The organism is Ruegeria sp. BG10 (assembly GCF_056538575.1).
The window spans coordinates 57,178-71,142 of record NZ_JBQFTI010000009.1 but is presented as its reverse complement, the minus strand read 5'-3'; the positions used below and the strand labels follow the sequence as shown (position 1 = coordinate 71,142).

The 13,965-nt window shown below is 57.6% G+C and carries 11 protein-coding genes; 4 read left to right on the top strand and 7 right to left on the bottom strand.

The window, feature by feature from the left end; genetic code table 11:
* Window positions 1-2 precede the first annotated feature (2 nt).
* The 6 genes from ACR0D8_RS21755 to ACR0D8_RS21730 all read right to left on the bottom strand — a co-directional run bounded on the left by ACR0D8_RS21755 (window position 3) and on the right by ACR0D8_RS21730 (window position 8,313).
* Window positions 3-1,103 carry an acyltransferase family protein gene (locus ACR0D8_RS21755; protein ID WP_480649620.1) on the bottom strand — a complete coding sequence of 367 codons (1,101 nt, stop codon included), beginning with the start codon at window positions 1,101-1,103 and terminating at the stop codon, window positions 3-5.
* A 13-nt stretch (window positions 1,104-1,116) separates the two neighbouring features.
* A complete protein-coding gene (gene xrtD, locus ACR0D8_RS21750) occupies window positions 1,117-2,736 on the bottom strand; it encodes a VPLPA-CTERM-specific exosortase XrtD (RefSeq protein ID WP_480649619.1) in 1,620 nt (539 codons plus the stop codon).
* 124 nt (window positions 2,737-2,860) lie between these two features.
* Entirely contained in the window at window positions 2,861-4,402 is a 1,542-nt protein-coding gene (locus ACR0D8_RS21745; RefSeq protein WP_480649618.1) for a hypothetical protein, read from the bottom strand.
* Window positions 4,403-4,411: 9 nt separating this feature from the next.
* Window positions 4,412-5,122: a polysaccharide biosynthesis/export family protein gene (locus ACR0D8_RS21740; protein ID WP_475163534.1), complete on the bottom strand. Its 711-nt coding sequence runs from the start codon at window positions 5,120-5,122 to the stop codon at window positions 4,412-4,414.
* A 2-nt stretch (window positions 5,123-5,124) separates the two neighbouring features.
* Window positions 5,125-7,575, bottom strand: coding sequence for a tetratricopeptide repeat protein (locus tag ACR0D8_RS21735; protein ID WP_480649617.1), 2,451 nt, complete (start codon window positions 7,573-7,575; stop codon window positions 5,125-5,127).
* A gap of 54 nt (window positions 7,576-7,629) precedes the next feature.
* Window positions 7,630-8,313: a sugar transferase gene (locus ACR0D8_RS21730; protein WP_475163537.1), complete on the bottom strand. Its 684-nt coding sequence runs from the start codon at window positions 8,311-8,313 to the stop codon at window positions 7,630-7,632.
* A gap of 605 nt (window positions 8,314-8,918) precedes the next feature.
* Between ACR0D8_RS21730 and ACR0D8_RS21725 the strand changes: the two genes are divergently transcribed.
* The 4 genes from ACR0D8_RS21725 to ACR0D8_RS21710 are packed head-to-tail and all read left to right on the top strand — an operon-like array spanning window position 8,919 to window position 13,115.
* Window positions 8,919-9,836, top strand: a complete 918-nt coding sequence (locus ACR0D8_RS21725; protein WP_480649616.1) for an ExeA family protein — start codon at window positions 8,919-8,921, stop codon at window positions 9,834-9,836.
* Between the two features lies 1 nt (window position 9,837).
* Window positions 9,838-11,379 (top strand): GumC family protein, encoded by a 1,542-nt coding sequence (locus tag ACR0D8_RS21720; RefSeq protein ID WP_480649615.1) that lies wholly within the window; start codon window positions 9,838-9,840, stop codon window positions 11,377-11,379.
* A 31-nt stretch (window positions 11,380-11,410) separates the two neighbouring features.
* Window positions 11,411-12,250: a CpsD/CapB family tyrosine-protein kinase gene (locus tag ACR0D8_RS21715; protein ID WP_480649614.1), complete on the top strand. Its 840-nt coding sequence runs from the start codon at window positions 11,411-11,413 to the stop codon at window positions 12,248-12,250.
* The gene (locus tag ACR0D8_RS21710) at window positions 12,237-13,115 is read left to right on the top strand and encodes a glycosyltransferase family 2 protein (RefSeq protein ID WP_480649613.1); all 879 of its coding nucleotides are present in this window, start codon (window positions 12,237-12,239) and stop codon (window positions 13,113-13,115) included. Before ACR0D8_RS21715 ends, ACR0D8_RS21710 begins: the two co-directional genes overlap by 14 nt.
* 111 nt (window positions 13,116-13,226) lie before the next feature.
* Here ACR0D8_RS21710 and ACR0D8_RS21705 read toward each other — a convergent pair whose 3' ends face one another.
* On the bottom strand, window positions 13,227-13,763 hold the full coding sequence (locus tag ACR0D8_RS21705) for a VPLPA-CTERM sorting domain-containing protein (RefSeq protein WP_475163546.1): 537 nt from the start codon (window positions 13,761-13,763) through the stop codon (window positions 13,227-13,229).
* Between the last annotated feature and the right edge of the window lie 202 nt (window positions 13,764-13,965).

Below are 13,965 nucleotides of genomic sequence, written 5' to 3'. Positions count from 1 at the left end.
CTCTATTTCACGGCCTGTTTGGTCTTGACCGGTTTCTGCCGTTTGTACCGGTGACGCAATTTCATCGCCGGTGCCTCAATCAGATGCCAGGACAGTACAGCGCAGATCAGGGTGAAGGGCAGGGAAACGGCAATATTGATGACGGGTGCCGTTACGCCGGATTGTGCGACCAATTGCTGGATCGGAAACGCATAGATATAGACGCCGTAAGAATAGTCGCCCAACCGGTTGTAGAGCAAAAGCCGGGGCGTTGGGGCATACCCGAAAAAGAACACGGCATAAGACAGGCTGACTGCAAACACGGGCATGAATACAGGGGTGAACCAGGCCGCGACCGTCACGGCCGTTGCCCCGGCAAGCACCGTCCAGGACAGCGGTATGCGGTGGCGGAAAAGATAGAAAATCATCCCGGTCAGGAACGGCAACCCAAGCCGCGCAAGCTGTTCGATGCGTGGGTTCAGCTCAAATATCATCGTCGCGGCGTAGGCGCACAGGAACACCAGGGTCACGCCGACAAAGGCTTTGCGGTTCCCAAGCAGCCCGAGCATTCCGCACAGGAAGACGCCGGCGTAACAGGTGACCTCGTATGACAGGGACCAGAGCGAACCATTGATCCCGCCGCCGCCGGGATTTCCGACGAAGACGCCGGGCAGCGGATATTTCAGATTGAACAGCAAGATATTGCGGATGAAATATTCGCCCGTCGCGGCCCAGTAGACGGAAGGGGCCGCTTCGGTCAGCAGCAGCCCGGCCACCAGAATGGTGATGATCAGCACCGTGGCAAGGGCAGGGAACAGGCGCAGGGCCCGGGCGATCAGGAATGATTTCGCCGACGGTGTCCGGTCAAAACTGCGGGTGATGAAGAACCCGGAAATGGCGAAGAAGATCCAGACGCATACGGTGCCCAGAGCCATGCCGTGCAACAGGGATTCCAGAGGTTGACTGGCGTCGATGCCCCGGCTCAGAGGATAGGCATGTGAGACCAGCACTCCGGTGGCGGCCAGAATGCGGATCAGATTGAAATTGTTGTCCCGTCCATCCGCCCGGTCCGAAATCCTGAGCGATGATTGTCCGGAAAGGGAATGTGAAACCTGATGTGTCATCGGCAACCCAAGATCAAAACGGCACAAATTGTGGCAGGCGGTTCAGGCTGGGTTCCATGAACCGCTGAAGCCGCGCATCTGCGTCGGCCTCGGTTTCTCCGGGCCGGATCGGGGTCACAAAGCGGACCAGCGCGCCATCGGTTCGGCCCATGGTGAACCCATCCTGAACGACGCTTATCTTGGCGCGGAAATCGTTGACGATGCGTTTGCCGCGCTGTTCGAACCAGTAATAGACCAACTGCTTCGACAGCTCTTTCTGGATCACCGCGCGGTTCACCGTGAAGCTGCCATATGGGGTGTTGCCCGGGTTGATCCCATAGGGTTCGAGGCTGAAGATTTCCCAACCGCCGACCGGCAGGCAGACCTCGGGCGAGTGGATGCCGTCGCCGTCAGTCTGCTTGTCGTAGAAGGCCACGAACATGTTCACGTAATCGCCGGACCCGGTGTCGATATAGGTGGCATTGAGATAATCGCTGGCCCCCAGCGTCTGTTCGACCTGCGGATCGAGGCTGGTTGTTGAGCCTGACCAGTCCCCGAGCTGTCGCGGGTAAAGGACAAACGGGTCCCGCTCGATGGGCCGCACCTCCGAGGCGGGCCGCAGGGCCCAGGCTGTTGACACCGCCAGCGTCAAAATGGCCGCCGTTGCCAGCGCCACCGAGGCGCGGATGCCAAAGAGGCGCAGCGCGACGGGGCCAAAACCTTCGGTATCCAGATCGATGGCCTCGGCAAAGGGCTTCGGCTCGGGGGCCAGCCGTTGCAGCCCGAGCGCCATGAGAAACAGAACGGCCACGCAGAGCAGAAAGATAATCCAGCCCTCGAAGAAATGCATGAACCCCTCGGCCTGTTCGATGCCGTTATGATTGACCAGAACGCCGATCACCCCGATGCGGATGGAATTCATCAGCACCGTCAGCGGCGCGGCAGAGACCAGCAGAACCACCTTGTGCCAGATCGGGCCACGATAGAGCAGGGCGAACAGGTACGAGAAGCTGAGGATCGGGAACAGATAGCGCAGCCCCGAACAGGCTTCGGCCACCTGCAGCTTGTAGACGCCGAGGTCGATGACATTGCCTTCGATGAAGACGGAAACGCCGGCAAGCTGGACAAACCAGACGCCCAGTTCCGACGACACCCATTGCAGGAAGATTGTGAGCTTCCAGTAGATGAACTGAGGCAGCGGCAGCATGAAGACCAGATGGATCACGGGCAGCTGGTGATGTATCCCGCGGTTCCAGCCGAATACGGTCAGCATGACGCCGCCGGTCCAGATGATCATCGCATAGGTGACGATATCCGGAATGCGGGTCAGATTGCCCAGGATGGCGATGGCCAGGGCCACGGCAATGACGGCGATGCCGGGCCAGCGATCACGGACAGCCGGGTTGGGCGGTGGCATGTCCCGCAATTCGCGCAGGAACAGGTACAGCGAAATGATCGGTATCAGCGGCCCGTGGCTGTATTCTGGCGTGCTCCAGGCCGCGCCCAGTGAGACGATTCCGATCCAGAAGACAGGGAGTGACCCCAACAGCAGAAGGGCAAACCAGAACAATCCGGCCGCATTGACGTTCGGCGTGGCAGTTCCGGCTGCCCCGAAGGGCTTACCGCGCTGGTTTTGCGAATCGAAACGAAACATTGGTGACAATCATGCACACAAAAACGGGTTATTCGGTATCACCGGGGCCGGCTCCGGGCATTTTGATCGGAGATCGACACAATATGTTTGTATGGGCGCCTTTGTTCACACCCTTCGGTTCCAATCAGGGCTTCAGGAAGAACTGCCGCCCCAGCGTGATGAAAAGCGAATTCGAGCTGGCCTTGAAGCCGCTCTGCTCATCCATCTCGTACTGATAGCCCATGGTCATGGCCCAGTCGTTGGTAATCGCACGGGTATAAGACGCATTGATCGTTCCGCGCTGACGGGGATTGGCGGCGTTGGATCCTTCGTTTTCCTGGTCGATAAAGTTGACGGCGAATGAGAGGGCAGAAACCGGATTGACGAAGTAGTCATAGGTAATGAACCCCAGCGTCTGGCGGGTTTCCTGGCTTTGGGTGCTGGTGCCGACCCGCCGCTGGATCGTTGCGCCGATCCGGGAGTTGACCCACTGCTGCGTATAGTTCAGCTGGCCGATCGGTGTTACTTCGTCAAATGGGCCGCGGGTTACGCCCACATTGAAATTCAGCGACGCGTTCGCCCGCTGGAAACGTCGCCCGGCCGTGGCATTCACCCGGCTGCCGTTTACCCCGAAGGACTGATTGATGCGAAAATTCGCAGCGCCGTCAGGAAGGTTTCTGGTCCAGTCGAAGCTCCAGACAAAGCTTTCGGTCACGTCGTTCGTGTTGTTGATCCGCTGTGTTTCATCGACCTGAGAGTAACCGACATTGGCGTTGACCGTGGTGATGGCGGATATGTCATAGGTCGCGCCGACGGATGCCGTGGTTGTCTGCCTGTCGGTCTGTACGTTGTCGTCGGCCACGAAATCCCGGTACTGAATACGTAGATTGCCCTGCAGGACAGGCGAAACCCTCACCAGGCCGACCGCCGTATAATCGCTGTATCTGTTGTCGAACAGAGACGGGTCGATCGTGTTCTGATATGTCCGCTCGCGGTAGGTATAATTGAAACGAAAACCCAGGGGATCGTTGATGCCTGTCTGAAAGTTCAGATTGGCGCGCTGGTTGACCTGATCGCCGGTGGTGCCGATGACATCCGCCGAGTCAATGATACCATCCAGATTGACATCGGTCAGGGACCGATTGAAGGCTAGGTCACGCTCACGATATTCCAGCAGCGCTCCGAGCTGGCTGTTGGTGCCGGCGCGTTGATACCGCAGCCGTGCAAGCGGATTGTCAAACTGGGTATCCGTGCCGATGATCGGCTCATTGGCGATCCGGTACAGGCCGGAAAGATCAAGCGCCAGAGTCGAAAGCTGCGTCTGGTTCACGATTCCAAGGGCAAGGGTGTTTTCCCACCAGGTCGTGGACCCGAACGAAGGGTCGGTCAGGCGGAGGTTGTCGTCATGTCTGAGCGATGAGAAATAATCGAGCGTAACGTTCAGCCCCGGGCTGACCCCGCTTTGCTGAGCCCCCAGCCCCAGCCGTCTTGCCGGATTTCGCTGGGCCTGCTGCTGGATCAGCTGCTGGCTGGACGTGATCGTCTGAACCGACGTTGACTGTATTGTCGTTTGTTGCGTGGTTGTCTGAGGTGTGTCGACCTGCTGCCCCACGGCCGGGGCGTTCAGTGCTGTGCAAGCTACCCCGCTCGCCAGGGCGAAGGATAACGTGTTCCGAATTTTCCCCACCAATATCCCCTACTCGAACAAGCGGCGAGATGGTACGACGATAACGTCTCCCGGAAGAAGCACTGTGTTGCCCTGAATGCCACCGCCCGAGGTTTTGTAATTGTAGAGAAATCTCTTCATCACGCCTGTGTTTTTGTCTACCCGACGCAATTCGATGCGTTTCTGGGCTGCGAATCTGTTCAGACCGCCGGCCTGTGCCAGTGCCTGAAGAATGGTTGTCCCCTCTGAAGCGAGCAGTTTGCCAGGAGCGCCAACTTCGCCCATTACGAAGACGTCAATTGTGGGCCCGACCGTTGCCGCTCCTGGTGCGACGGGGCCCGCAAGCGATGCGATGGAAACGAACACGGTCGGCGTCGTGTTGAAATTGCCGGACAATGCCGTCGCCAAAGAGGATTGCAGCCCGTTGATGGATTGGCCAGACGCTCTGATCGAACCCGCAAGAGGGAAGTTGATGGATCCATCCGGCAGCACCAGAACGGTCCTGTTGAGGCCCGGATCTTCCAGAACTTCGACACGCAGGGCATCGCCCGGCTGTATCTGATAGGAACTTTGCGCGAAAGCACCCGTTGTCAGCATCAAGGCTGTGACCAGGGCGACCAATGAACCAATAACTGTCCGCATATCCAAATCTTTCTTTTCTCTATTTATGCCTTCATTCAAAAAACGAGACAATCCACAGGATACCAAGTAGTTGCACCATGCGGCAGAAATGCAGCGCATTTCTACTGCCCCGTGTTCAGTTGCGCGTTGAGTCGCTCTATTTCCGCCTCCAGGGACGGCGTGACATCCAGATGCGGCATCAATGTCCCGGCGATCCGATAGGTACGCAAAGCGTCTTCCGGTCGCTCGGCTGCCGCATAGGCCCGCCCCAGATGATACAGAACCAAAGGATGGTCGGGCATGGCTTCGGCGGCTGATTCAAGATAGATCAGCGCCTCCCGATAGTTGCCCAGCCGATAAGCGACCCACCCATAGGTATCCTGAAACATGGGAATACGCGTGCCGCGTAGCCGCCGCGCCAGATGTTGAGCGCGCCGCAGGCTTTCGTCGTCATTGCGGTGGGTCGTCAGCAGGCTTGCGAGATTGTTGGCCACAACCAGAGACCGGTCGCTGAGTGGGAACAGCATTTCATAGACGCTGATTGCCGCGTCCAGTTCCCCGGCCCGTTCGTATTCTTCAGCCTGAACCATCAACAAATCCGGGTCTTCGGGCAGGGTTGCCAAAGCCTCGGTCAGAACGGTCCGGGCCGCTGCCGGGCCATTCCGTTCGGCCTCCAGCGCAAAAAGCGCGAGCCATACCCGGGGCGCATCCGGACGTTCCGTGAGGATTGTCCGATAGATGCGTTCGGCCGTGTCATATTCCCCTGCGCCGGTCAGGATGCGCGCCTTTACAAAACGCAGGATCACCGAATTGGGGTCGTCCTGCAGCAGCTCGTCCAGACGTCTGGTCGCGCCCGCCACGTCGTCCTGCGCCAGCATCAGGCGGATCAGGGCGATATCGGCCGGCAATCCAAACTCCGGATCATTCGCCAGCTCACCCAAAAAAGAGATCAGCTCATCGGTCTGCTGCCGGGCTGCCAGCATTTGCGCCCGAAGCTCCTTTGACTGGCGCACCGCGCCGGCGTCATCCTGCGCGTCAATGGTGTGCAGAACGGCCTCAAGGCGGGCCCAGTCCTGCAGGTTCAGATACACGTGCCCCAGTGCCGTCAGCAATTCCGCATTGTCAGGGTCCTGACGCAGGGCATCGACCAGGACGCGTTCGGCGATCTGCGCATCATCGCCTTCCAGCAGGAAGCGGGAATAATTCAGCGCTTCTTCCGGCGCGTTTTGGGACACCTCGGTCGCAAGCGCCAGCATTTCACCGACAAGTTCCCGGTCGCCGTTGCGCTCATGCGCCCTGGCCATCAACGTCATCAAATGCGAGTCGCGGGGCGTTTCATGAAGCGCCTCGCGCAGCAGGATGATCGCGTCCCCGGTCCGGTCGTCCTCGATCAGCCACGAAGCCTTCAGCTTCACGGCCTCCACCTGTGCGGGATCCTCGTTCAGCACTTGCTCGACCAGGACCCGTGCCGGCGCGGGCTGGCCGACCATGAACAGCATCCGCGCATATTCCACCTCGCTGGCCCGGATCTGGGTGGTCCGCTCGGCTCCGTCCAGCAATTCCCGCATCTCGGAAAGTGCCACATCCGTGTCGCCGGACTGGAATTTCAGCGCCGCGCGCATCGTCCTGAAGCGGGGGGTGTTGACCCCGCCCGCAGCGATGATCGCATCCATTTCCGCAATCGCCGCCTCTGCACCGCGATTTTCGTTGATGAACGCAATAAGCCTTTGCACCGAAGGGGAATCCTGCTCTAGCAGTTCCGCCTTTTCGCGCAGGATGGCCTCGGCCGCGTCCAGATTGCCATGGTCGACATGATGCTCGACAAGCATCTGCTCGACGCTCGGGTCGCCGGGGAAAATCTGCATCATTTGCGTAAGCTGCGCAGCGATGGCCTCAGGGTTTTGCAACTCCTGCAGCGCACGGAGCCGGATGGCATACAGTTCACCCAGTTTCGCATTCAGGGCCAGGGCTGCGTCGGTTTCGTCCAGAACGGCCGCCCAGTCCTGCGCGCGGATCAAATCATCGATGATGATCTGTCGGGCAGTCATCAGGCTGGGATCGGCGTCCAGCAATTCATGGGCGGAGTGGATGGCGAAATCCACCTGGCCCGCATCCCCGGTCCGGATGGCCTCGGTATAGGCCAGCGTGTTGTTGAGGGACTGGATGCCGATATCGTCGGGGGCAAGTTCGATGGCCGCCTGCGCATAGCGTTCCAGATCTTCCCAGTTTCCAAGCTGCAGCGCCATCTCGGCCATCGCGCGATGGCCTTCCAAATTGTCCGGATATTGTTCGATCAGCATCAGATACTGGTTGTAGGCGATCTGAACATTGCCGCGGTCGCGTTCCAGCCGGGCAAAGGTCAGGCGGGCCTCTTTGTGCTGGTCGTTCAGCTTGAAGACATTCCTGAATTCAATCAGGGCCCGCTCGACATCGCCCTTTTCCAGATGGGCCATCCCCGCCTGGAAATGTGCCTCGGCACGTTCTTCGGCCGAGTCACATGCGCTCAGCAACAGGGTCGCGGAAAAAAGCGCGACCGCCAGCCGTTTGCCGAGAGAGGGGCTTGTTCCGCTCAATGCCGCACCCCCGTAAGAATGACGAACAGCGCGCGACGTCCGGACATCCCGGTCTCAGCAGCCTGTGCCGCGCAGAACGACGAAAATGGTCCGGATCAGAATTGAGGCATCCAGTCTGAACGACATGCTTTTCCAGTACTCAGTATCGTGAAACGCGCGTTCGGCGAATGAAGACTGGTTGCGTTTGGACACCTGCCACGGCCCCGAAATACCGGGACGCATGGAATTGTAGAATTCGCCGGGATAAAGCTTTTTCTGGTTCACCATCATCGGGCGGGGGCCGACCATGGACATCTCGCCCACAAACACGTTCCAGAACTGCGGCAGCTCATCCATGGAGGATTTGCGCAGAAACGACCCGAACTTGATGATGCGCGGATCATTGCGGAGCTTCTGATTGCGGTTCCATTCTTCCCGCGCCTCGGGATTGGCCGCCAGATGTTCTTTAAGGACCGTCTCGGCATCATGCACCATGGTGCGCAGCTTGAGCATCCTGAAGGTTTTGCCGCTCTTGCCGACCCGATCCTGCCGGTAGAACGGGGTCACGCCCTGACAGGCCAGAAACACGGCCAGACAGAAAACCATCGGCACGACAAACGGCGCTGCAAGCAGAACAAAGGTGATATCAAAAACGCGTTTCCCGACGCCCCTGTAAAATCCCGGGTAGTTCACCGAGGCGGGCACAACAGGAATATTAGAGTAGCCGGTGTCGGCCACGTCCTTCGAATGAATTGTCACTATTTAAACCCCCAACACGCACAAAAACCCAAGAACCACCTACCAAACTCAGAAACTGACTACGCTCAACCTCAGTCTATATGTAATAAATTCTATATTTTTATGTCTTTTGCAGCCTTGCAATTTCACACACGCTGGCAGGCTGCTCTGCCTGCAATTCTTAACAAATTCCGGTCGGCTTGCAAAACATTAATCCTGACGGGCCTGTCCGCCTCGGTCGAAAAGGAAGGGCATACCGTGCTGTCAGGGCCTGGAATGCACATTGATCCGGTGGGGGATCCGAAGATTCTGTTGCGAAATTCGATACAGTGGTAAGCTTTGGGCTGATTTGGTTCTTGAAAGGGGTTTGTTGGAAGGCGTCAGGATTTTTCTCTGGGGTGTCGGTTTTTAACCTGCCTGCTACTTTTCCGGGCAGTTCTCTCAGGCATTTAACGGAAACAATCACTGATAATCACCCCAATTGAAAGGACAGCAAAGTCAAATCATTACGTGTGAAGTTTAATGCTGATCGCTACATTGGATTTGTGGCAATGTAGCACCCAAGTACTTTTAGATTATGTGATATGTACGTAGGTTAGGGATTTCTGGTGGTTAAGAGTATGAGTTTGGGTAATCTCCGGGGGGCCAGTACGAGGTTCGACAAGGCGGAAGGCAACCGTGGTGCAATGGCGTCCAGTGACGGGTTTTATCTAGAATTCTTCGGTCTTGACCGGCGGCCTTTCACGCTGCTTCCGGACCCCGGCTTCATCTATTGGTCCCCGCTGCACAGGCGCGGCTATTCCGTCCTGCAATTCGGCATCATGAGCTGCGCGCCGATCACGGTGCTGACGGGCGAGATCGGCGCCGGAAAGACAACCCTGGTTCAACAGCTTCTGAGCGAAATGGAGCAATCGATCACGGTTGGATTGATCTCGAATGCGCAGGGCGGGCGGGGCGAGCTGTTGCAGTGGGTTCTGCACGCCCTGGGCCTGACGATCGAAAAGGATGCAACCTATGTGCAGATGTTCCAGGCGCTGCAGGATTTTCTGATCTCGGAATATGCTGCGGGGCGGCGCGTGGTTCTGATTTTTGACGAAGCGCAGAATCTGACGGTCGAAGGACTGGAAGAAATCCGCATGCTGACCAACATCAACGCAAACACGGACGAGCTGCTTCAGCTTGTTCTGGTCGGACAGCCCGAGTTGCGGGATATGGTTCTGGATCCCAAGATGCGGCAACTGACGCAAAGGGTGGCAACAAGTTTTCATCTGGAACGGATGGATGAGGCCTCGGTTGAACATTATATTAATCACAGAATGAAGATCGCCGGCGGCTCGGGCGAGGAATTCACGGAAGACGCCTGCAAGCTGATCTTTCGGCAGACCCGCGGCGTTCCGCGGCTGGTGAACCAGTTCTGCGATTTTGCCCTGCTCTATGCCTGGACAAATGAATCGGACAAAGTCAGCGAAGATATCGTCAGCCAGGTGATCAAAGACGGTGTATTCTTTGGTGGCAATTCCCTTGAGAAGGAGCTGACAGTCTGAGATGGGTCCGGTTCGTTTCTATATCTCCATTTTTCTGCGGCGGTTCCCGTATTTCCTTGTCGTCGCCCTGATCGTGTCGGCCACGTCGATAATCATCGCCCGGGCTCTGCCGCCGACATATGTTTCGCTCATGCGGCTGATTGTTGAATCGCCTCAGATCCCGGGCAGCCTGGCGGCCAGTACGGTCAACACATCGGCGGCGGAACAGCTGCGGATTGTCGAACAGCGCTTGCTGACACGGCCGGTCTTGCTGGATATCGCCAAGAATTTTGATGTCCTGCCTGACCAGGAAAACGCCAGCCCTGACAAAATAGTCGACACCCTGCGCCGAAATACGCAGATCCGGACCAATACGGGCCGGAACCAGCCCAGCCTCATGACAATCACCTTCGAGGCGCAGTCAGGTCAGGTCGCGGCCGGCGTATTGAACGAATATCTGACGGAGATTCAAAAGCTCGACGTGTCCTACCGCAAGGAACGGGCCTCGGACACGCTGGAGTTCTTCGAACAGGAAGTAGACCGTCTGAGCGGAGAGCTCGACAAACGCAGCGCACGGATACTTGAGTTCCAGAACAGCAACTCGGATGCGCTGCCTGCCAGCCTGCAGTTCCGCATGGCGCAACAGGGATCGTTGCAAAGCAATCTGCAACAAACCGACCAGCAGATTTTTTCCCTTAAGAGCCAGCGGGAAAAGCTTTTGGAGGTTTACAGCACCACGGGGCAGATTGTCGGTACCGGACAGCAGCCGCAGACACAGTCGCAGCAACAGCTGAGCCAATTGCGCAATCAGCTGGACAATCAGCTGGTGATCTATTCTGAAAGCAATCCGCAAATCAAATTGCTCCGAGCCCGAATAGCACGGCTCGAAGATGTTGTGGCGGCAGAGCAGGCGACCAGTGCGGCGACAACCAATCCGCAAACGGGAAATTTGTCGCTTGATCTCCAGCTGGCTCAGCTGGATTCACAAATCGCCGCCCTGGAAGATCAGCGCCGTGTGACCGAAGAACGTCTTGAGAAAGTGACGCTGACAATCGATCAGACACCGGCCAACGCCATCATGCTGGCGGAACTGCAGCGCGACTACAACAACATCCAGGGTCAGTACAACAATGCGGTTGGCCGCCTTGCAAGGGCATCGACCGGGGAACGGATCGAGGTGACGTCTCAGGGACAGCGTATTTCGGTGATCGAATATCCGGTGGTGCCAAGCGCGCCGTCAAAGCCCAACCGTATGATGATCGCCGGAGGCGGAACGTTCTTTGGCATTGCACTGGGGATCGGTCTTGTCGTGCTCCTTGAGCTTTTGAACCGATCTGTGCGCCGCCCCGAGGATCTGGTCAAAAAGCTTGAGGTCTGGCCGATCTCGACCATACCTTATGTACGCTCCCGAAAAGAGGTGATCATGCAGCGCGTGGCTTGGATTTCGGTCATCCTGGCTATTCTGATCGGTGTTCCCGTCGCGGTTTGGGCGGTGCATACTTATTATCTGCCCCTCGATCTGATTGCCGAGCGCGTGGCCAATAAATTGGAGACTTTCTGGTGATTTCTGTTCTACAAATCTCAGGGTGGTTTTAATGGATCGTCTTCAACAGGCGATTCAGAAAGCCCGTGCAGAACGGGAAAGCCGCCGTCGCCCTCCGCACCCCGCACCCGCTTCGCCGCAACCCCAAATGCGCCTGGCTTCGGCAGAGGCGCCGGAGGTCGATATTTGGCGCAGCCTGCCTGAGATCGAGATCGATCCGCGTCTTATCTCCAAGAACCGCCTGATATCGTATGAGGGCGGTTCCGCAGCCTCCCCTTATGACATGTTGCGTACCAAGATGTTGCAGCAGACTTTGTCCAATGGCTGGCGGCGCGTGGCGCTGAGCTCACCCTATAGCGGATGCGGCAAGAGCACGGCCGCGGCCAATCTGGCATTTAGCCTTGGCAGACAGGCGGACCTTCGCACCATCGTTATCGATCTGGATATGCGGCGCAGAGGGCTGGCCGATATCCTGCAGCAGACCGGCAGTACCAGCATGGCGGACGTCCTGCAGGGAGAGCTGCCGTTTCATCAGCACGCTTTGCGCTATGGCAACAACGTTATTTTCGGGCTCAATTTTTCACAGACGCGGAAGCCGGCCGAGATTTTGCAAAGCCGGCAATCCATAGAAGTGCTGGAGCAAATCGAGGATGAGTTCAAACCGGATATCATTCTGTTTGATACGCCGCCTTTGTTGGTGAGTGACGACAGTCACGGGTTTCTCAAGAACGTTGATTGTGCGCTGCTATTGGCTGCGGCCGAGGAAACCAGCCTCGATCATATTGATGTGGCTGAGCGGCAATTGGCGGACCTCACGCAGGTTATGGGCATTGTGTTGAATAAGTGCCGCTATATCAGCGGAGCCTTTGGTAATGAGCATGGCTATTACTGAACAGCCTCCGGCCGATGCAGTTATCATTCCACATTACAATGACATCCCCAGGCTAGAGCGCTGTTTGAACGCGCTCAGTGAAAATGACATCGCCAATACGGAAGTCGTTGTGGTGGACAACGCTTCGCCGGTCTCGCTGGACGGGGTGAGCCGCGCGTTCCCCGGTTTCCGCTTTATCGTCGAAACCCAAAAGGGCGCGGCGCATGCCCGCAACAGGGGCGTGGCTGAAACCACGGCGCAACGGTTGTTCTTCATTGATGCCGATTGTGTGCCAGACCCGGACTGGCTGACGGTGGGTCGCGAAATCGCCGACCGGGCCGATCTGATTGGCGGGCGTGTGGACGTCTTTGACGAAACTCCGCCGCCGCGCAGTGGTGCCGAGGCGTTCGAGGCCGTCTTTGCGTTCAATTTCCGCAGATATATCGAAGTTCAGGGGTTTTCCGGGGCGGGCAATCTTCTGACCCGGCGCGATATATTTGATGCGATCGGCGGGTTTGTGAACGGCGTTTCGGAAGACCGGGAATGGACCATGCGCGCGGTGGCCCGGGGCTATAGCCTGATCTACGAGGACCGGCTCCGGGTCAGCCATCCATCCCGGCAGGACTGGCCCGCGCTCAAGGCGAAATGGCGCCGGACGACCCAGGAAGCCTATCAACTGAACGGCACGGACCCGGCCGCGCGCCTGCGTTGGGCCGTGCGGGGGCTGGCGATGCCCGCGAGCGCCGTGGTGCACACACCCAAAGTGCTGGCCAGCAAAAAGCTGGCGTCACCGGGCGAGACCTTGCGGGCGACGGCAACTCTGATCCGCCTCAGATGCATGCGCATGATATGGATGCTGCGCCAGGCGATCGGAAAACCCATCTGATCCAAACGCAAAACAAAAGGACCGGAAAACGGCCCTTTTACCATAACAACTCTTACTGGTTTTATTTATCCGCCCCGGCCGGGGCCGAAAGACAAATCCGGAATTGCGCTTTTACGCGGGTCTGAATTTGCGGCGGCGCACCATGAACAGACCGCCAAGGGCTGTCAGAAGCAGCACACCGCCCGCGGGCAGCGGAACCGCGGCCACGTCAAAGTCAAACGAGACGTTTGATGCGGAGGCCGACCAGGAAAACACAAGGTTCTGGCTCAGAATATTGGGATTCACGCTTCCGAAAATTGTTTTGAGTGTTGTCGTCACGCCGCCCAGAACAGATGTCGAGGCCAGAACATTGGAGGGGTTATTCGCATCAACCCATTTCACGGTCAGGCCAAGCGGGAAAGCGTTGGTCAGCAGGCGGATGCCAATGGTTGCCTCTGCGGATGCCGCCAGCGGATCAACAGGCGACGTGAAATTGACCGAGTAGAACCCTGCGCCACCTGCGCCCGTGTTCACGGCGCCGTAAAAGAGATTATCGGAAGTGATGTCGTAGCTGCCTCCGGCGGAAACATGTGTCAGAGCACTGGCCGAGCCGGCCATAAACACAGCGGCAACAAGCCCCGCGAACATCATTTTCAAAGATCTAAACACCAGAGGACCCACCTTACATCTTTACACATGGAGTCCATGCACACCCCGAGCACGGCACCTACTGAATAGATTAATAACCTATTTCCATTTGTTTGCTAAGGCTTTTTGGGAATTGTGTCATTTTTAAGGCAGCTAAGCGTGATCCGTGACACAATGCGGGTCTAGACTTTGGTTTGCTTCCTGAACGTGAACAAAGTGAAAC